Genomic DNA, 26013 nt, shown 5'->3' with positions numbered 1-26013 from the left:
AAACGAACCGAAATCACTGGCGCAAAACGAACCGAAATCCCTCAGGGAAGTGGCGCAGTTTGAACCGAAATCACTGGCGCAATGAAACCGAAAAGCCTGGCGCAATTTGGTCCGAAGTATCCATCGGATTAAGAAGCGAACGCAAGGCATTGTCTTGAATGTTAAAAATGTTGTTTTTGATAAAGAAGAACTCTACTTCGTTATCCAGATTGAGAATAATTCTACGATGGATTACGATTTGAATTTCTTGAACCTTTCAATAGAAACTCGACAAAAAGGGAAAAAGAAATTTTTACAGAGTTTGTATCAAGAACCTATTTACAAGCACTATCTGCCTTCAAAAATTGCAGAAGGTAAAATGGTAAGGTTTGTTTATGTAATGCCCAAATTTTCGTTATCGAATGACCGTAGGGCAATTTTGGAATTGAATGAGAATGATGGCGAACGCAATATAAAACTGAATATATCGCATAGATATATCAATAACCCAAATTAATAATATTATGAAAAATTTAGTCTTTTGCTCACTCGTACTTTTATTCATTTCTTGTTCTGAAACCAAGAATATGTCGCCATCAGAAACCGCGAAAATTGTGGTAGAAAGTTTTTATGCTAAAGATAATAACACTCTAAAAAAATATACAACTTCCGATGGCTACGATAGTTTGATAATGATTCAGAGTTTAGTGCCAGACGCAGATAATGATGCAAGTGTTACAATATCAGATGAAGTTATCGAGACTGATATTGCGTGGGTCAAATACAGTTCTAATTATGATAGTAAGCCTGGTATCTTTAAACTCGTCAAAGAAAATGACCAATGGAAAGTGACTAATAAGGGTCCGAGGGAAAAAGGGCCTTTTTAAAGAAGGATTCTTTTTTGATTTTTAGTTTTTATCGAGATTGATTTCCCAATAGCCCTGTGTGCCACCTTTACGTATCAGAACATCTTTGTTCTTAATAGCTGTAATATGTTTACCAACAGCAGATTCATTAATACCTAAAGCTTCAGCTATTTCATTGTAAGTTATAGAAGTATTTGCAGCAATAAGTTTAAGAACTTCTTGCTGTCTTTTAGTAAGTGTAACAGCAGCATCAATTTCGGCATCTGTTACACTACCTCTTACACCACCTCTTACACCACCTATTTGACCACCTTCTTCAACAGCAGTTTCTTTAGTCGTAAAAGTCATTCTAAGAAAGTTATCTGAAAAACTAAAACTTTCTTTTCCGTAGTGTTCCAAAATACGAGGGATGCCAGAACCCAATTGCTCTACCAGTTCCAAATCCTTGAAAATACGCATCAGTTCCTTGTTCCGTGGAACTGAAAAGCCCTCGAAAAATTCTTGCTTACTCAGCCCTTCAGGTAAACCACCTGCCGAAGTGATTTCAATTCTATCGGTAAAGATTTCAAACTTTGGGGTAATCTCATTTGTATAGTCGTTATGCACAAAGGCATTAATGATAGCCTCTCGTAATGCAATGGGATTCCAAAGATTAGCCTGCTGCCTTTCCTTCGCTGTAATTCTTGTTGTAGTTCTGTTCTCTACCGCAATTTTATCAATGACTTGCTTTGTAGCTTTTACCAGACATTCGTGACCGTATTCGTTACTTTCTATTAAGTCTGTTCGGGTTGTGCCGGAATACTTGGCAACCTTTATAGAGGTATTGTTTTTATCTGCTAAAAGATAGGCGGCATAATTGAATGCACCATCCTCGGTTAGTAATTCTAAATTCTTTGAAAATGCTTTTCCTAGCGTATATCCAGATTCCTCATAGTAAATTTTCAACTGGCTAAAGCTCAAATCCTGCCGACTAGCTTTAATCTTACTTATGGAATTTCGCGTGCGCTTCGCAAAGAGCTCATCAATCATTTTTTGTGACATCGGTTCAGCAGCTGAACCCAAACGAATGAAACAGCCCTTTTCGCTCATTCCATATTTTTTTAGATGATATGGTTTTTCTGGACCGCTGGCAACAATAATTTTTAGAATGTTCTTGCCATCCCTTTCCTCACTCACAATATCGAACAAACCAAGTGCTGAAGGACGGATATTATTCTTTAACCTGTCTTTAATTTTCAACTGGTCGCCATCAGCATCTGCCAAACCATAAGTGTTTCCTTCCTTATCAATACCTATATATAGAATACCACCTTCACGGTAGTTTAGAAATGCGATAACCTCTTTTTCAAGTCCATCGGTAAGTTCTTGTTTATATTCTATACGGTTTGTTTCGGTCATTGTTTAAAAAGGTAAATCATCATTATAATCATCGTCCTCAGTTGTTGGTTCTTCGACTGGTAAAATCGGTTCTTGCTGTGCCTCTAAATCTTCCTCTTCTGTCAATTCTTCTTCATCAAAAATATCAGAAATTTTGTTTAACATATCTTCGAGATTTTTAGTTTCTTCTTCAGAAAGATTTCCAAAATCAGTATCGTCAATAGTATTATTTTCAAGAAGTTGTTTAATCATTTCCGTATAAGTAAACTCAACAGGAATAGTTCCTTGCTGTATTTTGACAGTTATATCATTATTTTCTTCTTTATTGAATATCAACTTCATTATTCGCTAAATTTTTTGAGATTATACTTTTTTACTCTCTTTTTAATTGATGATTTACCACCGTCGGTAATTTTGGCAATAAGGTCAACAACACTTGTCCCTTCAATTTCGCCTTCTAGCGGACTTGATTTTATTATAAGTTTGTTATTGTCATTTCTACAAAGAATTATATTCTGTGCATCTGCTAGCATCGGTATCGTCGCATTGTGAGAAACTAAGATTATTTGTTTTTTGCTTTTTATTTTTTTAACAGCTGTAACCAAACCTTTGTTTATATAATCGGTTGCCAAATTATCTTCTGGTTGGTCAATAATTATTGGTGCACTATCCTTATCATATCCTAAAATTATATCTAAAATTACCGACGTTTTCCACCCAGGACTAAGTTTATCAAATTCACGACCATCATTAGTTATTATTTTATACTTTTTCTTATTTAGCTCTTCGAAGCTATTATAAATCCTATTTTCAAAATCATCGTAATCGTGAACTTTAGGTTTCTGTTTTTTGAAATTGCTTTCATATAATAGTTCTGGTGTGATGTTCTCAAAACTAGTTATCTTATTTTTTAAGAAGTGATTAACTACCTCAATAAATTTATCCGTGCTAAGAATGAAATCATTCTCAATGTACAGTTTATGTCCCATTGATTCTATCTCTTCTGAATCAAAATTGAGTGTATAACTCGAAATAGAATTTATAGTTCGATGAAATTTTCTATAGGCTCTAACATACTTTTTTAAAGAAATTAAAAGTTTATTGAAGCTTTGCCTTTTGGTTTGTTCTTCAGAATTTGAATGTCTTAAAACCTGGTTATAAGACTCTTGCTCGCTTTCAAGTAAATTTCTAACTTGTTTTTCTTTATTTGAAATATTCAAAACATCTGTTAGCTCAGTTTTGAGTTTATCCACCAAGTCCGAATCGTGGGTAATAAAAGGATATTTTGACAAGAAATTATCTATGGTTTCTAAGGAATTTACATATTCGTCATAAAGACCTTGAGAAAACCTTAACTTTTCGTTTTCCAATTCGCTCGATTGAAGATTATCATAGATGTTAGTTTCTAAGTTCTCTCTAGTTATCAATCTTGAAAGAATAGGAATAGTTTGTAAAGTTTGACTTTCTTCTTCAAGGACTTTTACGCTACTAATTAGGGAAAGTATATTCTTTTTAAATTCTCTCAACCCATTATTAATACTTGTTTTTATGTCATCGTCTCCTGGAAATGCTCTTTTAATTATATCAATATTCTCAATTTTATCTTCGCTAATATTATTAACTACTCCCATAATATAATTTTGAGAGAGGTAATGGGGTTTCATTCCAGATGGATTAACAATAGTGAATTTATCAACACCATACTGCTGGTATATTGAATCTTCAGTATCTTTATTTAAACATCTCACAATTGAATCGACAAGCAAAGTTTTTCCACTAGAAGAACCTCCAATTATTACATTTAATCCTGATGTTAATTCAATATCTATTTCGATATTATCTTGTTTGTGTGAAACAGATTGAATATTCTCTGAATAGAAGGTGGGCTTTATAGCTGAGTAAATTAATCTAGATTGTTCCGATAGTGATAATCTTAAGCCGTTAAAAGTAGGTTCTGCCAACATCCAAGTTGGATTGAATGAGTTTTTATCTTTCCCATTTGGGTAAGTAGTTGGCGTATAATTATCACTACAGGTTATAAGATTCACAAATTCATTTATTCCAAGTCGTTGGAAATAATCTTGTGTTTTTTCTAATCCTTTGTCTCCTCTTGCGGTAAACCCTTCAAAATGGTTGTAATAAACATTTCTTTCTAAAGTACTATCTAATTTTGTGTCTTTAGGAATGGATGTATTAAATGTAGCGTGAGATTGTCCGCCGTGTGGCAACAACATAAACTCGTAAGAATCGAATTTGTTAATTATTTCTTGAATTGTTGGTATTGTTGGGTCTCTTTTTTCAACCTCTTTTTTAGGGTATAATTCATCTAGTTTTTTATTAATATCATCAAGAATATCTCCTGTTATTTCTTTTAGGTCAAAATAGATATGGCAGTGATATGCAGGACAATTATCATAATTTCTAATGTGTAATTCTACTCCAAGAATTATATTTAAACTCAAGGCAACCGCTTTTAGATAAGCACTTTTGTTAACCATATTATGGTCAGTAAGTGATATTAAAAAGTCAGAATTACCATTGAATTCATGAATTTTTTTAACCAATAAATCAATATCATAATCTTCATTTACTTGATTAGGATTTGCAGATGTATGGATATGTGTATCTAAGTAAATTGGATTCAATATTATGTTTTTTTGGGTTATTGGCTGGCACTTACGGTCAGACAATAAAGATAATATTATCCTAATAATTTAACAGAAATAAACTTACAATGTTTGCAGTCAATAAATTCTTTAGTTAAATTATAGACCAGGCGTCAGAATAAACCCTTTCAAACGATACTTTTAAAAGCTCTTTTGAAATTATCACTACTCCTTGAGGATGACTCAAATATTTTCACAAGCTCAGACCAATAGCTTGGTGAAACTTCATCCTTTATCGACTGACATATTATTTTTGCTAACTGTTCTTCAAAATCTGTCCACTTCTCACTAACAATAATTTCAGTTCTAGGTGAATTAAGGTCTAAATCTCTTTCGCCACAAATATCTACTACCAAAATCAAAGGAAATGGCCAACTCAATTTTACTTGGTTGTTTTTCATCCGCCAAGATTGAGGAAACAGACTGGTTGGTACCTCAATTCCGTGCAGAGAAAGACGAGATTTTGACTTTGTTAAAATACTAGTGGAATCATCGGTTCTTATATCACCGTCATCACTAATTGTAATTGACTTTGAACTCTCATCTATTGAGTTAAGACTTATTTTAAGTTCTCTTTCGAGGGTAAACGTTTCTCCTTCAACCTCAATATCTCTAGAGTTAAGTTCAAGGTGCTTTACTGGCTTATCGTGACTTTCCAAAATTGCCACCGTAGCAGAACCGAGAATTCCAATATCCTCACGGTCAATTTTAATTTCAATAAGCTTAATGTTCTCATTTTCTTCCCAAGAATAATCCTTCAACACGTAAGATGTGATTTCCTTAAAACTGTTTATATTTCTAGTTTTTTTATGTGAAGTCGTTTCAATTCTGATATCGAAAGGGGGATTAGGAATAACACTTTCAACATTTTCAATAAACTTATCTTCAGACATATCCTCCCAAGGATTTTTATTTTTCCTTAAAATTAATTTTGTGGTAGTTCCAGGCTTGTCTCGCTTCCCTTCTTTTATCCAAAATATACTTTCTTGACCCTCAACAGTAATGTTATATGAATCGCTTGACTTATGGGGGCCATATACTTTTTTTGTATCGACAATCAAAACATCAGAAATCATAAAACAGGATAGAATACCAATCCCAAATCTTGATGTAGGGTGAAATTCTGCATTTGATTCCGCTTTAAGGTTGTAAAAATCTTTAGACTTATAAAAAGAAGAGCCAATTTTGGAATAGTAGTTATCTATGATATACTCGTCCATGCCAGTTCCATTGTCTATTATTTCCAGAACATTATCTCCATCTTCAGTATAATACTTTACTAAAATTTCAGGTTCATATAAATTTCCCCATTTGATTTCTTGTGCCTTTCTGAGTAGACACGCATCTATAGAATTTTGTAGCAACTCTCGTAAGGCTACCTCTGGGTTACCATAAAGTTTAGTTCCCATCAAAAGCTCAATAACTTGGGTTTTGCTAAGGTTGAATTTGGTATCCTTGTAGATATATAATGGGTTGTTCTTTATATCCGTTTTAGTCCTAATTTTTTCTCTATTTACCTTTAGGGGCAATTTTATATGTAAGTCCCTTTCTTTCGCAAAATGGAAATCGTTTAAGGTCGATATAATATTATTTGCTAGGCTAAGCTCGTGGTCTATCATTGAACAGAACTCGTGGATGGAAGCTTCAATGACCGGATGTGAACATTTAGCACTAAACTGAATTAGGTCAGGGCTAATTTCCCAAGCCTCAACAGCTCTGTGCTTGTTCCATTCTTTTACAGAAATTGGATTTCTTACATACAAATGAGAGTATAAAATTTTAGGGGTTCTCTTACCATCAAAATCTAAAATATCCGCTAACCTTAAAATTACACCCACTAGCGGTAAACAGCCATATATCCCCGGTCCACAAAGTAAATTTTTGTCTAGGTCTAAAAGCTTCAAAGCTTCCTCGTTATGACTATAGCAAATCTGTGCTAACTCTACTGTGAGGTCGGCATCACGGAACATCACTTTATTGGACCAGTCTTTCTCTATAATAGTCCTAGCCCTGTCGGCGTGAGTTTGCCTAATATATTCAGTTATTAAATAAGATTTTATCAGTTCTGCTCGAGAAAATTGACCTTTAGAAATTAATTCACTTAATTTTTTTTCATCTTCCGGTCTAGAGCTGTAAAATCTTTTAAAATCATCATGAAAACCTTTTTCTTCCGTACTTAAGTCAGGTTCATTATCCCATATTTTTTTCCAAGCTAAAACTTCCTTTTCATCTGGTGCCATACCGATGTCATGAAAAAAAGCACTGGCAATAAGTAATAACAATTCTGGTGACGAAAGCTTTTCAATTTTCTCTCGAGGTATAAGTCTTTCCATTAGGTGTAATACGCGAAACAAATGGTCTCCATCGTGTAACGTGAACTCACCCATATGTTTCAAAATGGTTTTTGTTCTTTGGAAAGCATATGAGGTCATTTTTTCTACAAGGGCTATAACCTCAGAATCCTTGTCAACGCATTTTTTCTTTAATGTGGTAAATAGTAAGCTCTTTTGTAACCTCAAAAGAAATTCATCTTTATAATCATCTATCATTCTATTCTATGATTTTATCGTTTTATGATACAGTTGAATAATATATAATTATCTACGCTAAGATTAAAGATTTAATGTGTCAAAATTTTAACATTTAATGATAATTAATCAAATATCGACCTAGCCTCATCATATACTCGCTCAAAATTAGCCTCTAAATCAGCCTGAGAAAACTGCTTTGATTCCTTCGGTAACTCTCTTTGAATATCAGCTAATTTAAACTGTACCTTCTTATCCTTTCCATCTGCATAGGTAATAAACTCGCCTTGCTTTAACCTAAAGAAAACGTCTGCTCTAATTTTTGGGATTTCTTTCTCTCCAGTTGTAATTCGTGTATCAAAATCGAGATTATGTCCACGACTTATGCTTTTGGTTGGGTCTTTGATAATTTCAAAAAAGCGTTCATAATATTTGGCGGTATCTGGGTCATTTACCTTACCGAAAAACTGATAGGATAGATTGCTTAATATTGCTTTACTTGCCTTATCGCCATACATCATATCGTTCTGAATTTTATCCTGCATTACGTAAATGGTAGCAATATCATAACTACGTAATGTTGCCGGAATACGGTGCATATTTAAAAGTCGTATGGTAGGTGCTTCTTCCATTAATACAAAAGACTGTCTCTGACCGCGCACACTCATTTGCTTCGTAATGGTATGGATAATAGTTGCTATGACTGGCGAATAAGAAGTTTCAAATTTGGGGTTGTTAACGACCGATATAATTCCTGGGTTTTCCTCATTATTGATATTCAAGGGTACTTCATCTGCGGATAGTGCCATAAAAATGCGTTGTGTGCTAATTCGTTTCAGGGCGTTGGCCAAGGTGCTTTTTACACCAGCGGTCTGCCTATCTGAATCCTTTCCGCTAATAAAAGCATCTGCCATTGCTCGTGATGTTGTGTTGGTTTCCAAAAACTGAATAATGCTATCCGTGTCTAAAAATTGATAAATAGCAATTAAATGGGGAAGTGTACAAAACTCTGGATAGTCGATTTTTAATTTCCAAATCATTCCGCCAATCAATCCTTCGGCAGCATCGTTAAAGAATTTTGTTGTTCCTGTTGTTCCGCTTTCTCTTTGCTCTAAAAGGTTTTCAATTAATACCCTTGACACCTCGTTTACACTTTCCTCATTCTCTAAATAACGTGGGGCAATAGGATTTACTCTGTGGATGATTTTATCGAAGGAAATAACCTTAAATGGAATATCGCTATCCTTGAAAAGAGGGTAAGCCATTTCGGTAAGTTCAAAGTCTTTGTAGTCGTGAATGATTCCGCAAAAACTCTCTTTCCGGAAATGTTTTAGAAATCCATAAACTACACTTTCGGTTTTTCCGCTTCCGGCGGATCCGATGACGGATGCGCCACGTTTAATATTATCTAATTTGAAGTTTCCTTTCTTCGAAGCAAAATTGACTTGATACTTTCTATCGCCATGTTGCGAGTTTTCAGTTTTATGCAGAAAAACATATAATCCTATATTAACTAGCATTAGAGGGCACACCAAATAAAGTAATATCAATACTAATTCATTCTCTTCAGAAATAGAGAATATGAGAAATGAAAGCATTACCATATTCAAAAGAAACGCATACTTGCATACTCGAAACATCGCATAGAAAACAGTACTGGTTAGACCAATAATTGAAAGTATTGTTATGACATTATCTATCTGCATACCAATTAGATTCCGATGGAACTTGATTTAATTGCTATTTCTGCACCACGTCTTAACCGTTTGAAAACTCGAAGTGCCATTTGCGCTTGACTAACTGGAATGCTGGGAACGATTGGCAATCCCGTTTTCGTCATCATTTTGAAAGCCAATGCTCTTTCGTTAGCTGGTAATTTCATCAAAGCAGCAAAGTAGAGCTTTGGATTTTTTACAAAATCCTTACGTGCCTTATAGGTCTCTGCAAAGTTTCGTTTATAGCCAAAAGTCTTGTCAAATGTCTTTTCTGCTTTCTCAAAAAATTTATCTCTGTCAAAACCTCGTTTCACATTCTTACCGTGCATTTCAACTTCTGAAGCTTTGTGCTTGCTTCCTGGGGAAAGGCTAACAGAGTTGGAAGCGTCCTTTCTGCTCACGATGATATGGATATGACTTTGGTTTCCATCTTTTCGCATTCCCTGGACTATCCGTTTTCCATTTTGTTGATGTGGTGCTTGGCGTTCCAGTTTAGCAATTTCCTTTTTCATCTTTTTAATATTCCCCTCAGCTCGTCCTTCTTGAATGTTTCGGATATCTGTTTTGAGATGAAGTATTTTTGTAGCGAATGGTTGGTTTTCTTTTATCTGTTTATCCGTTCCCTTAAAGGTGCGTTGATGTTCAATTTTTGCATAATATTTTATGTCGTTGATTGTAATAGGTCGTCCATTAATTTCCCTATTAAAACTGCCAACATAATCTTTCATCAATTCACGAGTGTAGGTTTTTAAATCTTGGCTGTTGTTCTGAAGTTTTCGTAATTCATATTTTGAAGGACTGACTGTAATCGAATAAAACTTAGGTTCTTTCTTTTTCAATTTTGCTGTGTTCCCATCAATTTCTTTTACCACTTCTTCAGCGGAAATTTCATCGCCATATTGATTGAAAAAGTGTTCCATATCGTGACGTTCCAAGCCTTGATTTTCCTTCTCTAAATACCCTACAAAATCAGCCGAACTTTGTGAATAATTGTTGCCTAATTTTTGAGGTGTTATTGTAATGTACATAGCTCAAAAATTTATAGTTGGTTACTTGGGTTTTGCTTTTCTCGAAAGCGAACTTCCTTCTTTTCTTCGGCATATTTTTTTTCTACAATCAGCGGTTTTTTGGTTGGTTCTTCTGTTTCAAAAAGAGATTGAATCATAGCCACCGTAGGTTTGGTTTGAGTCTTTTCGACATCCCGCATTATGGCAATGACCGCATTTATTCTTTTGAGTAATTTAGCTTCAATTGTACGTCCAGTCGGTCCTAATTTTTCCTTTGGCGAAATTTCATTGTAGAAGAAAAAATCCAACATTGTGGACATTGCTTCGGTGTGTGATTTGAAGTGTGTCCGTGAAAATTCCTGAAAACGTTTTGCCGTTTCCTTTTTGAACCTGATGCCGATAAATGAGTCCATAATTCGCCGATTTGTCGCAAATCCTTCCCTAAAAATGGGCGTTTACAGGGCATTTGTCGCAAATTGTAGGAGGTCGGGAATTTAGTATTTTTTCAAATTACTGAATATCAGTGGTTTGAAAATCAAAAGGAGTCCTAAACATCGCATCGCGTGTTACCCTCTTGCTACTTTTCGTCCCGCCCAGCGGGACAAAATTCCGTACAATTTGGCTCAAAGCCAATTGCCAGTTTCAGGGAAATAATTTCCTGTTATGTAATTTTTCGATGGGTACGGTTATCGGCGAAAGTCAAAAAATGGATAACCCTACGTAAAATTGAATGCTGAATTTCAGCGAACTAAAGATAACAATTTTTATTGAATCGGAATTGATTATATGGAAAAACACCCCTACTAATTGAGAGGTGTTTGCCTGTTGAGTATTGAAAATTAAATATTGAATACAAAGGTATAGGAGTATAAATTTCGTAATGCTTCTTCGGCTATCATCGTTTCAAAACAAGTATGATTCTCTCTTACGTATTTGCGGATAGCATCCCCAAATTTTCGTTCCACGTCTTTTTTGGAATCCTCCAAAAGTCGGTTTTGAGCCTCTTCGCTCAAGTCTGTAAAATTGAGATACACCATAGCTTTCAGTTTAAAGGTTGCCATTATCTGCAAAACTGTAATAGTCGCCATCAGGGGAAAGTATCAAATGGTCCAAAACCTTGATATCAAAAAGCTCCCCGGCCTTTTTGATTTTATCGGTCAGGCCCTTGTCCGCTTCACTGGGTCTTAAGGTGCCGCTCGGATGGTTGTGCACCAAAATAACTGCCGTGGTCAAGCTCTTTAAGAGTACGGCAAATAGGATGCGGACATCCACTAAAGTTCCTGTAATTCCACCGTTAGAGGCTTCGTATATTCCTTTTACCTTATTGGCGTTGTTGAGTAACATTATCTTAAAGGTCTCGTGCAGTTCAATCGTTTCTTTGTTCCATTGGCTGTAAGCTATATCGGCAGCACTTTGGGAACACGTTACTTTGGGAAGTAAATTTGCTTTTATGCTTCCGCTGTAACTTATAGCTATTTCATTAACTTTGCTTTTCATTATTTTTCAATTATTTGTGAATGATGAATAAGAGGGCGCAACTTTCGACGGGAACGCCCTCTTAAATTTTGAGGATTACTTATCACTTTTGTTTCCAAGCAATAGAATTTCATTGGCTTCAACCTCGGTTACATAGCGTTGGTTTCCGTCATCGGTGGTATAGGTGCGGGTTCTCAATTTTCCCGTAAGGGCTAGTTCCTTTCCCTTGCCTACATAATTTTCGATGATTTCGGCTGTCTTGCCCCAAGCTACAACGGTGTGCCAGTCTGTGGACTGTACCTTTTCGCCCTTGTTGTTTTTGTAGTGTTCATTGGTGGCGATTGAAAAACGGGCAACTTTTTTACCGTTTTCAAGGTTGGTAATGGTTGGTTCTTGCCCAACGTTTCCGATTAACTGTACGTGATTTTTTAGAGTACTCATAATAAAATATTTAAGGATTAATAATGCTATCCGAACCATTCGGACAGTTTGCGTTTCTTTTTTTTTGAAGTGATTTACTTATTATATCTTGAGCGTTTTCCTTTTTTATTTTTTTTGGTGCCGCTTCCTTTTTGATGTTTTTGTACGATTTCATAAGGTTCATTTTAGATTTACTTCCCATAGCGCCCTCGCTGTTACCTTTTTTTGTTGCTGATACAGTTTCAATATTTGGAATTGATAAGGACTTATAAAAGGGAGGCACGACCGGTTATGCAGTCCGTTCAACTTCCAAATGTTGGTATTTTGCTGTCAAAAAAAGGGAGGGACAGTGAGGGTGCGGGAGTAGGTCTAAAGGCTTTTGTGAAGTACCAATACATAGGAAGCGGTACCAAATGATTAAATGGAATTACGATGGGGCGGACTCCGTTCACGATTTCGGATTGGGAATGCAGTGTTCCTTCCCAGAGTATCGGGAAGGGTTAACGGAATGGAAAGGAGAAATTGAGGATGGTGTCCAAGACTTTTTTTAGGGAAGCTCTTTGTCTGGAATGGAGCTTTTCGCGAAATGAAGGGGAATGTGCTGAGCCAAATGATTAGGTAAACTCTACTCTGGAAAAAGCGGTGCGGCCTTCTCCAATAATTCCTTTGGTGTTCTGGTGAGTTTTAATTTTTCGACCTTGTCATCTAGATAGAATGAAAAGGGTTTATATGATGATTTCAGCATAGCAATTCCTTCTGATTCTGAGCGTGGTTTTGGTTTAGCTTTCGACAAGTCAAATCTTAGATAATCCTCTTGATATTCCATCAACACATCCCATAAATTCAATTTTTTGGATTGCAAGGCTTCTTTATTGAACATAAGAGTATCAATATCTATGATGATCAAATCTTGAACTCTGGAAACATCCAGACCATTTTCTTCCAATTTAGTAAGCTCATCCCTGAACCAGTCATTTACAATACTGTTTGTGCCTGCTGTATTAAACATTCTGTAGTGTACAACTAATACAGGCCTAATAATTCCTTTCTTAAAAGGGAACTGTGGGTCATAGGCGGCTTCACCTTTTAGTAGGGTTTCAATATTTGTTGCAAGCTGTATGACAGCCTTGGGACTGCCTTTTTGGTTTTCGAACAACTTTAATCTAAGTTCTTCTTCAAGCACCGTATAATCTGGACTTATTTTTGACTCTTTGGATATTAAAATATCCTTAGATTCAAATAGCATCGCTCGTTTGCCATTTCTGATGTAGTAGTCAGGTGCTCCATTCATCAACTCGTCAAGTTCCTTACCTGATTTTTGAAGGTATCGATTTCCGAAGATTTCTTTCAATAAGGTATCAAGAGCATATTGCTCGCTATACTCATAAGTTTTAAGTCCATAAAGTCCTTTGACCTTCTGGTCATCTGACAGGTTTTCGTTGATTAGTTTCAACCGAAAATAAAGTCCGTTATAAATCATCTCAATTACAAAGAGCGGTGAGATGATGCGATATTGTAAGTCACCTACTTTGTAAAGTGGTTTACTTCTCAGAGTCACGAAATCAAGTTCTTCCGCTACTTCATCTGATGACAACATATGTTTATCAATGAAATCTTCGTGTGAAGGGTCTTCCAAATGAATCTCCGTATGTGTTTCCTTGTCTTTCATTAAAACCGAATAGGTAATCCCTAAAAGCCGTCGCAAGTAGTCATTATAATTTTCTACACCATAGTACTCGTAAAAGGCCTTTAGTAAAGATTCACAGCGCTCAATACTAGAGAGAAATTCGAAATAGGAAACCGCACGCAAAAATTGACAGGTAAATACTTTATCTGTTCTATAGTTTATAAAATCATAATTATGAAACTGCAACATTAACAAAGCTTGTGCAGGCGTAAACTTTATACCAGATTTCTCATCGGCCTCCTTTTGGGCAATTCCTCTATCGGTAAATGCCATTTGATTGAGGTGTATGTATGCTTTAAAAATATCTCGCTCCATTTCCTCATTTGACTTCTCGGTAACAACATCTTCTGAAACATTGTCAAAAACATATTCAAAAAACAAAAGACTACTGCCAACATATGGAATCTCATAATCGGCTACATCGTATTCAGCCTCTTCGACATAGTTCAATAAGTTTTTATACGTTTCTTGGGCAAAATCTCGGTTTCCTTGAGAAAAGAACATATTCATAAAAGCGACCACATCACTGTACTTAGACTTTTCTGTGTCAAACCCCAGAAAGTGAGAGCCTGTTTTCAACAAGGTATCACGACTTATCCCACTCAGGTAGTCATCCAAGGTTTTTCGCTCTTCATTTTGGAAACAAGCTTCGAATGTTACACCTAACTTAAATCGCATCTGTTTTATCATAAATATTCACTAAAACTTCTTCATCAACTTCTTTCTCTGTAATGTGTGTCCACAATTTGGCATAGTTAATAACTTTACCTTCATAGCCCACCTGCTTCAAAAGCAATACACCAATTAGAAAATGAAGCCTAAGACTAAGATGCAGGGCATCTTTGAATCTTTGGTCTTCACTTTCCAATTTTAAAAAACTTCCATGCAGATAAGAATTTCGTAATTTGATTACTTTCTTCTGTTCATCACTCAATTCATAACCGATGATGTCGAAGGATCTTGCTAATTTGTCCGCATTGGGTGGACTGTTAAGTCTATCGATATTTTTAAATAGCACATCTATATTGATTTCTTCATCCGTCAATGCATTTTCAATTTTTTTATCTTGAATCAGTAACTTGATATCCTCAATCAAATCATTTGCTATTTTTTTGTCTTTTATTGGATTTAGTCTTTTTGAATCATTTTTTACAGTACGTGCCAAGTAGCTTGTAATGGCTTCCAATGCTATATAGTAATTAGGTATCCTAATTTCTAAGGTTGCTGTATGGCCGAGAATATATAGTAAAGCTGCCCTCTGTAATTTCTCTTCTTTATAAAATAACGTAACAAGTTTAGAAAACACCGCCGCAGAAACATCGACTACACCTTCATAAATCTTTTCTTTTTGAGCTTCGGATATCATTCCTCTTTCATCCCTCTCAAAATCTTCATCAACCAATCTAACTGAGTAAGGATTTGTAGTTATAAGTGGCTGGTTAGAAAACACTGAGGTGCGCATCGAGGTAAACTCTACATATACTGGTTCTTCAAATGTTTCGTGGTCATAGGCGAACACAAAACATTCGTTAAGCACCAAATCCCCTCTTAAAAAACCAATGGCCAGCAAAATGTTGTAGCAGTACTTCTGAAATTTTATTTCAGTAACCGGCTCCAAGCAATCCATCAAAAAATAGTAGTTCTCTTCCCGTTTGCGACTCAACAGGTCAAAATCACAACCCTCAACATTGCAGACAAACATTGTAGACCAGCCTTTTCCCACTGAATAAAATGTTTTCTGAAAATCTTTTAAATCCAATTTCTCCTTGGGACCGACAGGAACCACACATCGATAGAATTTTTTTTCGTTTTCTCCTAGAACTTCCCCAATTGTAAAACCGTTGATTACCCCTTTCGAAAGCTTAATGGAATCCTCTATGTAATTTATATGATTCACAAAATAGTTACTGCCCTTTAGATACAGCGTGTGGTGCTCATTTACCAAATTGAAGGAATAAGAACGTTCAAACTGAATTTCTTTGTGCGTCTGCAAACCTTTGGGAATTATGGAAGTGGTTTCAAACTCATATTCGCCATCACCTTTGGTAATCGCAAGAGCTCTTCCATGTAAATGGTGCCCAGGTGCTTCAAAGACATAAGTGTGGTCTTCCGTAAGATTTTCGACTAAGTCTAAAGTCTGTTTGAAATATTTTGTTTTTAGGTTTTCCATCTTTATAACCCGTATCAATCCTTAAGAGTTGTTAAAACTATTTAATATAGTCTTTTTGTATAAGTATTTGACAAGTTTAATTTTGATGGCATTGCAACATAAGAATCTTAATTGAGGTTATGTATTCATTAACAATTATGAAAGAACTGAATAAATAATAGAACTTGATACCAAACGAAATCAAAAAGTTGGATTTATTATTCTCCCTCCAGAAAACCAAAAATGTTGTACCTATGTTGTACCCAAACAAAAAAACCTCTCAAAATTGAGAGGTTTTATGACTGCAAATTTGCAGTTGAAAAAGTGCGGGCGGGGAGACTCGAACTCCCACACCTCGCGGCACCAGATCCTAAGTCTGGCGTGTCTACCAATTCCACCACGCCCGCTTTTTCAATATTTTAAGAACTTTTATTTGGTTTAATCCTAAGTCTAGCGTGTCTACCAATTCCACCACGCCTGCATTTATCCCGATTATTATCGGGATGCAAATATAAAGTAATTTTTCAATTTTAAAATACTTAGCCAATAAAAAGTTCTTTTTTGTAAATTTAGCCTTCAATTAAACCAAAACATGCAAGATATTTCGGAGTACCTAGTTAAAAACAAAGAACGTTTTATCAATGAGTTGATCCACCTTTTAAAGATACCCTCAGTAAGCGCCGACCCAGCATATTCCCAGGATGTTATCAATGCTTCCGAAGCCGTTAAGGCTTCACTTTTGGAAGCTGGTTGCGACACAGCAGAAATATGTGAAACCAATGGTTATCCCATTGTCTACGGGGAAAAAATAATAAATCCGGAATTGCCCACCGTTTTGGTTTATGGCCATTATGACGTTCAACCAGCAGACCCCATAGACCTTTGGAACTCTCCTCCATTTGAGCCGGTTATCAAACCCACCGACGTACACCCTGAAGGAGCCATCTTTGCCAGAGGCGCCTGCGATGACAAGGGACAAATGTATATGCACGTAAAGGCTCTGGAATTTATGGTACAAACCAACCAATTGCCCTGTAACGTGAAATTTATGATAGAAGGGGAAGAGGAAGTGGGAAGTGAGAATTTGGGCACCTTTGTAGCGGAAAACAAAGAAAAACTAGCCAATGATATCATCTTAATTTCAGATACCGGCATGATAGCCAATAATGTACCTTCCATAACCACCGGCCTACGTGGACTCAGTTATGTGGAAGTTGAAGTTACCGGACCCAATAGGGATCTTCACTCAGGTCTATACGGTGGCGCAGTGGCTAATCCCATCAATGTTTTGACCAAAATGATTGCCTCACTCCACGACGAAAACAACCACATTACCATCCCCGGATTCTATGATAAGGTAGAAGAACTCTCCATGGAAGAACGTGCAGAAATGGCCAAGGCCCCTTTTAGCTTGGAAAACTACAAAAGAGCCCTGGACATAAAGGCTGTCTATGGAGAAAAAGGTTATACCACCAACGAACGTAACTCCATTAGACCTACCTTGGACGTTAACGGAATTTGGGGTGGCTATACCGGTGCGGGAGCCAAAACCGTTATCCCCAGTAAGGCGTACGCCAAAATTTCAATGCGCCTGGTGCCACACCAGGATTGGAAGGAAATAACCGAGTTGTTCAAAACCCATTTTGAAAGTCTGGCCCCGGACGGAGTCACCATTAAGGTTACTCCCCATCACGGTGGCCAAGGGTATGTAACACCTATAGACAACAATGCCTATAAAGCCGCTTCAAAAGCCTATGAAACCACTTTTGGCAAAACCCCCATACCCCAGCGTAGTGGTGGTAGCATCCCAATTGTATCCCTTTTCGAGAAGGAATTGAAAAGCAAGACCATTCTCATGGGCTTCGGTCTGGACAGCGACGCTATACATTCGCCCAACGAGCATTTTGGCGTTTGGAACTACCTAAAAGGTATAGAGACCATTCCATATTTCTATCAATATTTTGCGGAATTATCAGAATAAACTGGATTTTTCTTTGCTCGGCGTTCCCCTACGGGTCGCTCTTTCCGCTATATCTTTTTTGGCCACATCCGGACATGGCAAACGGATACCTACAAGGTTTTGGAAACCTTGCAGGATTCAAGCCAAAAAAGGATGCCGCTGCAATAGCTAACGCAAAAATCAATTAACGATAACGCCCTGTTTCTCCAACACTTAAATAGAGTAGGTTGTTTCTCGAATATTAGGGGCACCAATTCTATTTAATGTACTATTAAAAATGGCTCCCCACCCTGGACAGGGAGGGGTGGATTCTTTACCGACAACGAGGCGGGAAAGAAGACGGGGCGGGTAGAGAGCGATTAATACTAATGGGAGACTAAATAGCCACATCACAATAGCGTCTGGATACACACTACCCCTTCCACCACCCCCTACATGGGGAAGGAGCTTCCCTGCCCAACACATCATTAGGCAGTCCTACAAGGTTTTCCCAACTTTGTAGGACTAAATCCATCACCCAACGGAGATACCTACAAGGTTAAAAAAAACCTTGCAGGATCTGGGACAGGCGGATAAAAGCAAAGAAATGCCGCTGCAATAGCTAACGCAAATTCAATTTTCACCTCTACTAGCACAAAAATATCTCTACACTTGTAGAATTAATTTTTTTGTTCTATGTTTGTAGAACAATACCGATTATATAGACATGAAACTCTCAAAAACAGAAGAAGAATTAATGAACCACCTTTGGAGGCTGAACAAAGCTTTTATGAAGGATCTATTGGAAGCCTACCCTGAACCCAAACCCGCCACCACTACCGTAGCTACACTGCTAAAAAGGATGACGGACAAAGGTTTTGTTGGGTATACCTTATTGGGCAACACAAGGGAATACTATCCCTTGGTCAAAAAAAAGGATTATTTCTCCAAGCATTTAAACGGACTCATTAAAAACTTTTTCAATGATAGCGCCACACAATTCGCCTCCTTTTTCGCAAAAGAAACCAATTTGAGCAAGAAAGAGCTGGAAGAATTAAGAAACTTAATAGATACCCAAATTAAAAACAAATAGCCATGTGGATCTATCTTCTCAAATTTAGTGCCTGCCTTGCCATACTCCTGCTATTTTACAAGTTGGTGCTAGAAAAGGTCCATATTCATCATTTTAAAAGGTATTACCTCTTAATTTCATTTATAATCTCGCTGGGTATCCCGTTGATTACATTCACCCAGTACGTTAATGTTACTGTAGAACCTGTCCTATTTGCCCAAAACCCAACGTACAACGGCATCTATACAGAAGCACTTCCTCAAGATGGGTCCAACATCCTCCCACTTTTGTTATGGAGCCTTTATATGTTGGGTGTAATCCTATTCGGCCTTAAGTTTTTGGCCAACTTAAAATCATTGGTTAAAAGTATCAAGAACAACCCTGTACAAAAATCGGGACGAATTCAACATGTGCTGCTGCAAGAACTTATTGCTCCACACACGTTTTTTAGCTATATCTTTTTCAACCGAAAAGATTATGAAAGCCAAAAAATTTCGCAAGAAGTTTTTTGGCACGAGGAAACCCATGCCAACCAAAAGCATAGCCTGGATATCTTATTATTGGAACTGATTCAGATTGTCTTATGGTTTCATCCACTAATTTATTGGGCAAAGCATATGGTAAAACTGAACCATGAATTTTTAGCGGACCAGGCCGTTTTAAACAAAGGGGCTAGTATTCCCAACTATCAGAACTTAATATTGGCATTCTCATCAAATGCCGAAACACCACAATTGGCAAATGCCATTCATTATTCATCAATCAAAAAACGAATCGTCATCATGAAAACAAAAACATCAAAAAAAGCCATTGTGCTTAAGGGTTTGGTGCTTATCCCCTTAATAGCACTGTTGCTTTACAGTTTTAGTACTAAAGAAATTCTGGAAATTCAAAAAACCGAGAAAGCTACGGTCGTGGAGCACTACCCACAAGGAGTAATAGAACAGGAAAAAATTTATGACCCAAGAAATCAAAATATTCCAACACAAGAAATTTCCATAGCCATAAATAAAAAGGGACAGCTGTTGGTCAATACTGATTTGGTTTCACTCGAAGAATTAAATTCCCACTTACTTAAATACAACCAAGGCCTTACAAAAGAACAAAGAAGCCAAAGTGTTAGGGCTATAATTAAGGTAGAGAAAAAGACTCCTGACAATATCATAAAAAAAGTGGACGCCATTTTAATGGACTATGGTGTAGCCACTATTGATATTCAAGGACCTACGAAATCCTCAGATCAGCTTGGGGCCACCAAAACAGAAATACGGGAATTCAACACCCTCGCCAAAAAATACAACACCCAACCACAAGCAATGCGGGTCGTTCCGTTAAAAGACCTAAAGACTTTAGAAACAATTTACGGTCGTATGAGCGATGAGCAGAAACAGCAGGCCCTACCCTTTCCTGAATGTGCGCCTCCGCCTCCACCCAGTCCTGCACCTCCTACAGAACACGTTAAAGAAGACAATTCCCCGTCGCCCAATTTAAAGAGTAGCGACAATCAAAAAATAGATGCAACAAATAAGCCTTCTGTATATTATGGAAAATTGTACACTGTACCTCTGCCCCCTCCTGAAAAAAATCCAGATCCTGTGAAATACATAAAGGAATTGGCCGAAAAAGGAGCAACATTTTATATAGGCCCACATCAATACAAAACTGATGAAGCAATCGAATTGGTTAAAAAGAGTAAAGATCCCAACATTGATGTAAGTGATTACCCTATAGTAAGACTGGGTGGTTGTTGATGTTCTCATTCGCAATAAAACTAACGGTAGCCCCCACAAGGTTTTCCAAACCTTGTGGGACTAAATCCATCACCCAACACCATACCTACAAGGTTAAAAAAAACTTGCGGGATCAGAAACTAGCCCAAACAGGAAATCCGGAAAACAATCATGTCCCAACACCATACCTACAAGGTTAAAAAAACCTTGCAGGATCAGAAACTAGCCCAAACGGGAAATCCAGAAAACAATCATGTCCCAACACCATACCTACAAGGTTAAAAAAACCTTGCGGGATCAGAAACTAGCCCAAACGGGAAATCCAGAAAAACAATCATGTCCCAACACCATACCTACAAGGTTAAAAAAACCTTGCAGGATCAGGAACTAGCCCAAACGGGAAATCCAGAAAAACAATCATGTCCCAACACCATACCTACAAGGTTAAAAAAACCTTGCAGGATCAGGAACTAGCCCAACGGGAAATCCAGAAAAACAATCATGTCCCAACAGCATACCTACAAGGTTAAAAAAACCTTGCAGGATCAGAAACTAGCCCAAACGGGAAATCCAGAAAAACAATCATGTCCCAACAGCATACCTACAAGGTTAAAAAAACCTTGCAGGATTAGAACTAGCCCAAACGGGAAATCCAGAAAAACAATCATGTCCCAACAGCATACCTACAAGGTTAAAAAAAACCTTGCAGGATCAGAAACTAGCCCAAACAGGAAATCCGAAAAACAATCATGTCCCAACACCATACCTACAAGGTTAAAAAAACCTTGCAGGATCAGAAACTAGCCCAAACAGGAAATCCGGAAAACAATCATGTCCCAACACTATACCTACAAGGTTAAAAAAACCTTGCAGGATCAGAAACTAGCCCAAACAGGAAATCCAGAAAAACAATCATGTCCCAACACCATACCTACAAGGTTAAAAAAAAACTTGCGGGATCAGAAACTAGCCCAAACGGGAAATCCAGAAAAACAATCATGTCCCAACACCATACCTACAAGGTTAAAAAAACCTTGCAGGATCAGAAACTAGCCCAAACGGGAAATCCAGAAAAATAATCATGCCCCACCACTATACATATCGTCAACATTCCTTACTAAAAAAATGATATGAGTCCGCCTAAACAAAGACTATCCATTGTCCCTATAATTACACCCAATGAAGTGGTTTCATCAAAACACAATTAGGAATTGTTCTATTTTTTATGATAAATAATGTAACAATTCCCAGCCCTCTGCGTTCTAACTGGTATCGGATGTTTCCAAAAAACAGCTTTTTAAAAACATTGCCAAAAGCCAATTATGTGATTACATCGGATATTGAACATCAATCAAAATCAGAACACTATGTTACAGCAATTTTTTATTCTCTGCTCCGGAGCAGATTCCGATATTCTAAAAACCTGTTCTAAGGGAGAGCAAAACAAATATGCCGGAATCGGTGCCACGGTATTCTTTACTGCCCTCATGGCATTTATAGCTAGTGCCTATGCCCTTTTTACCGTCTTCGACAATGTCTACACGGCTATTTTCTTTGGCCTTATTTGGGGTCTGCTAATTTTTAATTTGGACCGATTTATAGTTTCTACCATAAAAAAGAACGATAGTTTTAAGAGCGAATTTTTACAAGCTACGCCACGGATACTATTAGCCATCATAATCGCCATTGTTATTTCCAAACCCTTGGAAATGAAAATTTTTGAAAAGGAGATCAATCAAGTGTTACTTGAAGAAAAAAATACGATGACTCTAGCCAATAAAGAGCAAATCGCAACCCAATATACCCCACAAATTGAAAAGCTAACATCCGATATTTTGGGCTTAAAAAATGAAATAGCGACAAAAGAAGCCGAAACCAATGCCCTTTACGACACCTATATTTCTGAAGCCGAGGGTACCGCAGGCACCAAATTATTGGGCAAAGGCCCGGTGTACAAGGAAAAACGGGATAAACACGACGCTGCACTAACAGAACTTCAATCCCTAAAACAAACCAACGCCGACAAAATTTCAGCCTTGGAAGCGCAGATTGAAGCCTTAAATCTTGAATATGCCGATCAAATAACAACCACACAACCCATCATTGATGGTTTCGACGGACTTATGGCGCGCATAAATGCCTTGGAAAGACTACCTTGGATGCCTTCCTTTTTTATATTTCTATTGTTCTTGGCCATAGAAACATCGCCCATAATAGCTAAATTACTATCCCCAAAAGGGTCTTATGATTACAAATTGGAAGATGAAGAAAGTGCCGTTAGGACCTGGGCCACCCAAAAAGTTGGTCAACGCGAAAAAGTATTGGAAACAGATACACAATTAAACAATAAAATTTACAGTGAAATAGCCAAGGAAGAAGAAATATACAAATACAAAAAACAAAAGGCCGAGGAATTACTAAGGCTTCAGGCCAATGCCTTTCATGAAGCACAAATAAAGAGTTTATAGAGCATCGATCCAATATTCCACGGCGCTTCTTAACTTAAAAAAACAAAAAGCCATCAACCTATCGATTACATTCTTTAGGACAATGAGACTAGGGACAGTCCCCTGTTAATTCCCCCACATCCTAGCCCAAAGGGCCAAAAGGAGCTTTTTGGCATCCCTTTTTAATTTTGGACTTTCTTGAACCAAGATCGCCCCATCCTTCTGGATCAATTTATAATTAAAGGCAAATTGGGATTCATTGGAATCCAAGCTCATCAACCCGAATCGCAGGTCATTAAAAAACAGCTGTCCGTTTACCTCATTAATGGTATACCAACCTTGCGTAATTTTTTTAAGCCGTTGTATCTTATCGCTTTCGGGCAGGCCTTCCAATAGGTCGTGGTTTTTTGGATAGCGACTAAAATGAACGGGCTTATTATCAAAAAAAGAGTAGTTCCCTATTAGATAGGCATCCCCAGTATCCACATTGGCTGACCATAGAACAGTATTAAAGGGTGACGGTCTCACATCCATTTCATCATATGCTATCCCTTGTGCGTTCAGACTATCTGTAATCTTTTTAAATGCAATTCCCTTCAGTACCAAAGTCAGTCCCAAATAGGCACTACTAACCATCAACCCCATAGCATTATAACGACCACGCCTTGGCGAATCGCGCTTTTGTCGCAGGGCCATTATGAGAAATGCCAAAAAGGGCAACGTATATAGAGGGTCAATCACAAATATATTCTGAAAAGCTATCCTAAGATCAAAAGGCCAAAAAAGTTGGGTCCCCCATGTGGTAAAGGCATCCAAAACGGGATGGGTAAAAAGTCCCCAAAAGAACAACCATGACCAATCTTTCCAAGTGGCAGGCCCCTTGCTTTCCAATTTAAAAACCAACCAACCGAAGATAGGAGCGAAAATTATGGAAAAGAAGATGGAGTGGGTAAGCCCTCTATGCCATTCTATTGCGGTAACCGTATCAGTAACATAGTTGGCCAAAACATCCAAATCCGGTATGGTCCCGGCAATAGCTCCATAAAGCATGGCCTTATTGCCTACTTTCCTGCCTAAAACCGCTTCTCCAACTGCGGCACCCAATACTATCTGCGTTAGCGAATCCATCCTTATTATTTATACAAAAAGACCAAGCCCCCAATCCAAACCATAGTGATTATTCCACTATCTCCATTTTCTTCAAAAGAAAGGAAGCATTCATATTCTTACATATGCCTGTTTTAAAGGTATAGTCAAAATTAAGTTCATTATTGATGATTTCAGCATCAAAATAGTAGTTTTTAACCTGTGGCAACACCTCTGAAACTTCACATAAACTTAAATCATGGGTCGCTATAATCCCTGTAGATTTTGAGGCTACCAACTTTTCAACAAACTTCCGAGAACCAATAGCCTTATCCATGCTGTTGGTTCCTTTTAATATTTCATCCAAAACAATAAAATATTTGTCGTTCTGAATTTCATCCACAATAAACTTCAAGCGTTTCAATTCAGAAAAGAAATAAGATTCATCATCCGTTAGGGAATCGGTAGTCCGCATACTGGTAATTAATTTGATCGGTGAATACTCGGCTTCAGTTGCGCAAACAGGCAGCCCTACATTGGCCATGACAATTTGCAGGGAAACCGTTCTTAAAAAGGTACTTTTCCCGGCCATATTGGCTCCGGTAACAATAAAAAACTGCTCCCTAAGGATTGTTATATCATTGGGAACCGCTTTTTGGGGATCCAACAAAGGATGCGACGCCTCAATCGATTTTAATATAACCTCATTATCCACCAACTTGGGATAGCTATAATTGGGGTGATTATGGGCGAAATTTCCCAAACTATTAAAAGCATCAAAAAAAGCTATGGCGTTAAACCACTGTTCCACCTTTGGCCCGTGTTTATCTATCCACCGTTCTATCCTATATGCCTGTAGCAGGTCCCAAAGAAAAAATCCGTTCCCTAACAAGGCAAAAAACATATTATTCCTTTGATCCAAAGCGCCGAGAATTTCTGAGAATTCCTTTAACACTTTTGAGGCCAACTCTTTCTGGGAGACCACAGAATTCCTCTTTTCCCTTAAAAGATCGGAGGTAAATTCCTGTTCCTCTATCTCTAGAATCAATTTTTGATATTGCTGAAAGGTGCTTTGTACCCTATTGGCATCCGAAGCCAGTTTAGAAGTGCTTTTTAGGTAAAAACCACTCAATAACAAACCCGCCAATAGTATTATGAAAATTGGGTAACCGGGTAATAGCCCCAATAAGTATCCTCCAATTAAAATCAGGGAAACCAAAGAAAAAGCATAGGATACAAAACGCATCACCTTGGGAACGTATGCCTTATACCCAGAAAGCCAAGAAACTATGGTCTTGGTACTGATATCAGTTTTTACCAGGCTAGCTATTGCAGAAAATTCCTGTCTCCAGTCGGGTAATTTGGATAATTCTTCCACAGCCTTCTGCTTGTCGGCAATATTGGCCAAATTATTGGACAATAGCATCTCCGCCAACATATCGCTACCTTGGAGCAAGGCGGTACGATTACTATACTGATAGAAAGACCCTTTTCCGAACAGGTCAATGTCCTGGGCAAAAAAATGGGTGGGATCCTTATATTCCGAACCATCGGGAAGGTGATGAAAATTGCGTTCCAACACCTTAATTTCCGTTTCATTAATTTTTACAAGGGCCAACAATTTGTCCCGTTTGTATTGTAGATCCGTATGTTTGGAAACCAGATATAAAAATAGGCCGATAGCGACTATAACAATCCCTATAACCAATTTGGTCTCCCCAAAAAAAAGGTAGGTAAGGCTGGCAGCCACAAGAAAAACGATCAATCTGATGGTACTGGATAAGGCCAATTGTCCTTTCACCTGCCCCAACAATCCGGTATGCAGTTCAACTCTGTGTCTATAAAATGTTTTTAGGTTATCCATTTAGG

Annotated in this window: 22 protein-coding genes and 1 tRNA gene; 7 read left to right on the top strand and 16 right to left on the bottom strand. The window is 37.4% G+C overall.

The window, feature by feature from the left end; genetic code table 11:
- Positions 1-106: 106 nt before the first annotated feature.
- Entirely contained in the window at positions 107-496 is a 390-nt protein-coding gene (locus tag QSE00_RS12535; protein WP_459076840.1) for a DUF4138 domain-containing protein, read from the top strand.
- A 7-nt stretch (positions 497-503) separates the two neighbouring features.
- On the top strand, positions 504-866 hold the full coding sequence (locus QSE00_RS12530; protein WP_286106227.1) for a nuclear transport factor 2 family protein: 363 nt from the start codon (positions 504-506) through the stop codon (positions 864-866).
- Positions 867-887: 21 nt separating this feature from the next.
- On the opposite strand, the gene QSE00_RS12525 is transcribed toward QSE00_RS12530, so the two are convergent.
- The 11 genes from QSE00_RS12525 to QSE00_RS12475 form a co-directional block, all read right to left on the bottom strand.
- Positions 888-2243: an RNA-binding domain-containing protein gene (locus QSE00_RS12525; protein ID WP_246906049.1), complete on the bottom strand. Its 1356-nt coding sequence runs from the start codon at positions 2241-2243 to the stop codon at positions 888-890.
- Between the two features lie 3 nt (positions 2244-2246).
- Positions 2247-2564, bottom strand: a complete 318-nt coding sequence (gene gvpK / locus QSE00_RS12520; RefSeq protein WP_246906051.1) for a gas vesicle protein GvpK — start codon at positions 2562-2564, stop codon at positions 2247-2249.
- Positions 2564-4867: an AAA family ATPase gene (locus QSE00_RS12515; protein WP_286106226.1), complete on the bottom strand. Its 2304-nt coding sequence runs from the start codon at positions 4865-4867 to the stop codon at positions 2564-2566. The genes gvpK and QSE00_RS12515 overlap by 1 nt, the downstream gene beginning before the upstream one ends.
- Before the next feature lie 149 nt (positions 4868-5016).
- Positions 5017-7437, bottom strand: a complete 2421-nt coding sequence (locus tag QSE00_RS12510) for an HD domain-containing protein (protein WP_246906055.1) — start codon at positions 7435-7437, stop codon at positions 5017-5019.
- Positions 7438-7541: 104 nt separating this feature from the next.
- Positions 7542-9122 carry a type IV secretory system conjugative DNA transfer family protein gene (locus QSE00_RS12505; protein ID WP_286106225.1) on the bottom strand — a complete coding sequence of 527 codons (1581 nt, stop codon included), beginning with the start codon at positions 9120-9122 and terminating at the stop codon, positions 7542-7544.
- 5 nt (positions 9123-9127) lie between these two features.
- Positions 9128-10159, bottom strand: a complete 1032-nt coding sequence (mobB, locus tag QSE00_RS12500) for a MobB family relaxase (protein WP_246906059.1) — start codon at positions 10157-10159, stop codon at positions 9128-9130.
- 11 nt (positions 10160-10170) lie between these two features.
- On the bottom strand, positions 10171-10551 hold the full coding sequence (locus tag QSE00_RS12495) for a BfmA/BtgA family mobilization protein (RefSeq protein ID WP_286106224.1): 381 nt from the start codon (positions 10549-10551) through the stop codon (positions 10171-10173).
- A gap of 426 nt (positions 10552-10977) precedes the next feature.
- Positions 10978-11175, bottom strand: coding sequence for a hypothetical protein (locus QSE00_RS12490; RefSeq protein ID WP_286106223.1), 198 nt, complete (start codon positions 11173-11175; stop codon positions 10978-10980).
- Between the two features lie 10 nt (positions 11176-11185).
- Entirely contained in the window at positions 11186-11635 is a 450-nt protein-coding gene (locus tag QSE00_RS12485; protein ID WP_286106222.1) for a JAB domain-containing protein, read from the bottom strand.
- A gap of 75 nt (positions 11636-11710) precedes the next feature.
- Positions 11711-12055 carry a single-stranded DNA-binding protein gene (locus QSE00_RS12480; RefSeq protein ID WP_286106221.1) on the bottom strand — a complete coding sequence of 115 codons (345 nt, stop codon included), beginning with the start codon at positions 12053-12055 and terminating at the stop codon, positions 11711-11713.
- A 10-nt stretch (positions 12056-12065) separates the two neighbouring features.
- Complete coding sequence (locus QSE00_RS12475) at positions 12066-12209, bottom strand: hypothetical protein (RefSeq protein WP_286106220.1); 144 nt, start codon at positions 12207-12209, stop codon at positions 12066-12068.
- 238 nt (positions 12210-12447) lie between these two features.
- Between QSE00_RS12475 and QSE00_RS12470 the strand changes: the two genes are divergently transcribed.
- Complete coding sequence (locus QSE00_RS12470) at positions 12448-12585, top strand: hypothetical protein (protein WP_286106219.1); 138 nt, start codon at positions 12448-12450, stop codon at positions 12583-12585.
- A gap of 74 nt (positions 12586-12659) precedes the next feature.
- Here the strand turns inward: QSE00_RS12470 and QSE00_RS12465 are convergent, their stop codons facing one another.
- From QSE00_RS12465 to QSE00_RS12455, 3 genes are all read right to left on the bottom strand, one after another.
- On the bottom strand, positions 12660-14411 hold the full coding sequence (locus QSE00_RS12465; RefSeq protein ID WP_286106218.1) for a hypothetical protein: 1752 nt from the start codon (positions 14409-14411) through the stop codon (positions 12660-12662).
- Positions 14389-15891, bottom strand: a complete 1503-nt coding sequence (locus tag QSE00_RS12460; protein WP_286106217.1) for a hypothetical protein — start codon at positions 15889-15891, stop codon at positions 14389-14391. Before QSE00_RS12460 ends, QSE00_RS12465 begins: the two co-directional genes overlap by 23 nt.
- 304 nt (positions 15892-16195) lie before the next feature.
- Positions 16196-16277, bottom strand: a tRNA-Leu gene (locus tag QSE00_RS12455).
- 185 nt (positions 16278-16462) lie between these two features.
- Here QSE00_RS12455 and QSE00_RS12450 point away from each other — a divergent pair.
- The 4 genes from QSE00_RS12450 (at position 16463) to QSE00_RS12435 (ending at position 23079) form a co-directional block, all read left to right on the top strand.
- A complete protein-coding gene (locus QSE00_RS12450) occupies positions 16463-17851 on the top strand; it encodes a dipeptidase (protein WP_110356970.1) in 1389 nt (462 codons plus the stop codon).
- A 685-nt stretch (positions 17852-18536) separates the two neighbouring features.
- A complete protein-coding gene (locus tag QSE00_RS12445) occupies positions 18537-18902 on the top strand; it encodes a BlaI/MecI/CopY family transcriptional regulator (RefSeq protein WP_110356972.1) in 366 nt (121 codons plus the stop codon).
- 2 nt (positions 18903-18904) lie between these two features.
- A complete protein-coding gene (locus tag QSE00_RS12440) occupies positions 18905-20632 on the top strand; it encodes a M56 family metallopeptidase (RefSeq protein ID WP_286106216.1) in 1728 nt (575 codons plus the stop codon).
- A gap of 1346 nt (positions 20633-21978) precedes the next feature.
- On the top strand, positions 21979-23079 hold the full coding sequence (locus QSE00_RS12435) for a DUF4407 domain-containing protein (protein WP_286106215.1): 1101 nt from the start codon (positions 21979-21981) through the stop codon (positions 23077-23079).
- A 105-nt stretch (positions 23080-23184) separates the two neighbouring features.
- Here QSE00_RS12435 and QSE00_RS12430 read toward each other — a convergent pair whose 3' ends face one another.
- Both QSE00_RS12430 and QSE00_RS12425 read right to left on the bottom strand, forming a co-directional pair.
- The gene (locus tag QSE00_RS12430; protein ID WP_286106214.1) at positions 23185-24186 is read right to left on the bottom strand and encodes a metal-dependent hydrolase; all 1002 of its coding nucleotides are present in this window, start codon (positions 24184-24186) and stop codon (positions 23185-23187) included.
- A 49-nt stretch (positions 24187-24235) separates the two neighbouring features.
- On the bottom strand, positions 24236-26008 hold the full coding sequence (locus QSE00_RS12425; RefSeq protein WP_286106213.1) for a MutS-related protein: 1773 nt from the start codon (positions 26006-26008) through the stop codon (positions 24236-24238).
- Positions 26009-26013 lie beyond the last annotated feature (5 nt).

Origin of the sequence: Arenibacter flavimaris, from assembly GCF_030291335.1 — a bacterium.
GTDB lineage: Bacteria > Bacteroidota > Bacteroidia > Flavobacteriales > Flavobacteriaceae > Arenibacter.
The sequence above is the reverse complement of the archived record's forward strand: the minus strand, read 5'-3'. Positions and strand labels throughout refer to the sequence as shown.

Excerpts from the sequence above, each read along its gene's own strand:
- QSE00_RS12495 (WP_286106224.1), bottom strand. The coding sequence starts at position 10,551 with ATGGACTCATTTATCGGCATCAGGTTCAAAAAGGAAACGGCAAAACGT.
- QSE00_RS12450 (WP_110356970.1), top strand. The coding sequence starts at position 16,463 with ATGCAAGATATTTCGGAGTACCTAGTTAAAAACAAAGAACGTTTTATC.
- QSE00_RS12440 (WP_286106216.1), top strand. The coding sequence starts at position 18,905 with ATGTGGATCTATCTTCTCAAATTTAGTGCCTGCCTTGCCATACTCCTG.
- mobB (WP_246906059.1), bottom strand. The coding sequence starts at position 10,159 with ATGTACATTACAATAACACCTCAAAAATTAGGCAACAATTATTCACAA.
- QSE00_RS12510 (WP_246906055.1), bottom strand. The coding sequence starts at position 7,437 with ATGATAGATGATTATAAAGATGAATTTCTTTTGAGGTTACAAAAGAGC.
- QSE00_RS12490 (WP_286106223.1), bottom strand. The coding sequence starts at position 11,175 with ATGGTGTATCTCAATTTTACAGACTTGAGCGAAGAGGCTCAAAACCGA.
- QSE00_RS12485 (WP_286106222.1), bottom strand. The coding sequence starts at position 11,635 with ATGAAAAGCAAAGTTAATGAAATAGCTATAAGTTACAGCGGAAGCATA.
- QSE00_RS12425 (WP_286106213.1), bottom strand. The coding sequence starts at position 26,008 with ATGGATAACCTAAAAACATTTTATAGACACAGAGTTGAACTGCATACC.
- QSE00_RS12460 (WP_286106217.1), bottom strand. The coding sequence starts at position 15,891 with ATGGAAAACCTAAAAACAAAATATTTCAAACAGACTTTAGACTTAGTC.
- QSE00_RS12480 (WP_286106221.1), bottom strand. The coding sequence starts at position 12,055 with ATGAGTACTCTAAAAAATCACGTACAGTTAATCGGAAACGTTGGGCAA.
- QSE00_RS12430 (WP_286106214.1), bottom strand. The coding sequence starts at position 24,186 with ATGGATTCGCTAACGCAGATAGTATTGGGTGCCGCAGTTGGAGAAGCG.
- QSE00_RS12525 (WP_246906049.1), bottom strand. The coding sequence starts at position 2,243 with ATGACCGAAACAAACCGTATAGAATATAAACAAGAACTTACCGATGGA.
- QSE00_RS12445 (WP_110356972.1), top strand. The coding sequence starts at position 18,537 with ATGAAACTCTCAAAAACAGAAGAAGAATTAATGAACCACCTTTGGAGG.
- QSE00_RS12435 (WP_286106215.1), top strand. The coding sequence starts at position 21,979 with ATGTTACAGCAATTTTTTATTCTCTGCTCCGGAGCAGATTCCGATATT.
- QSE00_RS12470 (WP_286106219.1), top strand. The coding sequence starts at position 12,448 with ATGATTAAATGGAATTACGATGGGGCGGACTCCGTTCACGATTTCGGA.
- gvpK (WP_246906051.1), bottom strand. The coding sequence starts at position 2,564 with ATGAAGTTGATATTCAATAAAGAAGAAAATAATGATATAACTGTCAAA.
- QSE00_RS12475 (WP_286106220.1), bottom strand. The coding sequence starts at position 12,209 with ATGAAATCGTACAAAAACATCAAAAAGGAAGCGGCACCAAAAAAAATA.
- QSE00_RS12505 (WP_286106225.1), bottom strand. The coding sequence starts at position 9,122 with ATGCAGATAGATAATGTCATAACAATACTTTCAATTATTGGTCTAACC.
- QSE00_RS12465 (WP_286106218.1), bottom strand. The coding sequence starts at position 14,411 with ATGATAAAACAGATGCGATTTAAGTTAGGTGTAACATTCGAAGCTTGT.
- QSE00_RS12530 (WP_286106227.1), top strand. The coding sequence starts at position 504 with ATGAAAAATTTAGTCTTTTGCTCACTCGTACTTTTATTCATTTCTTGT.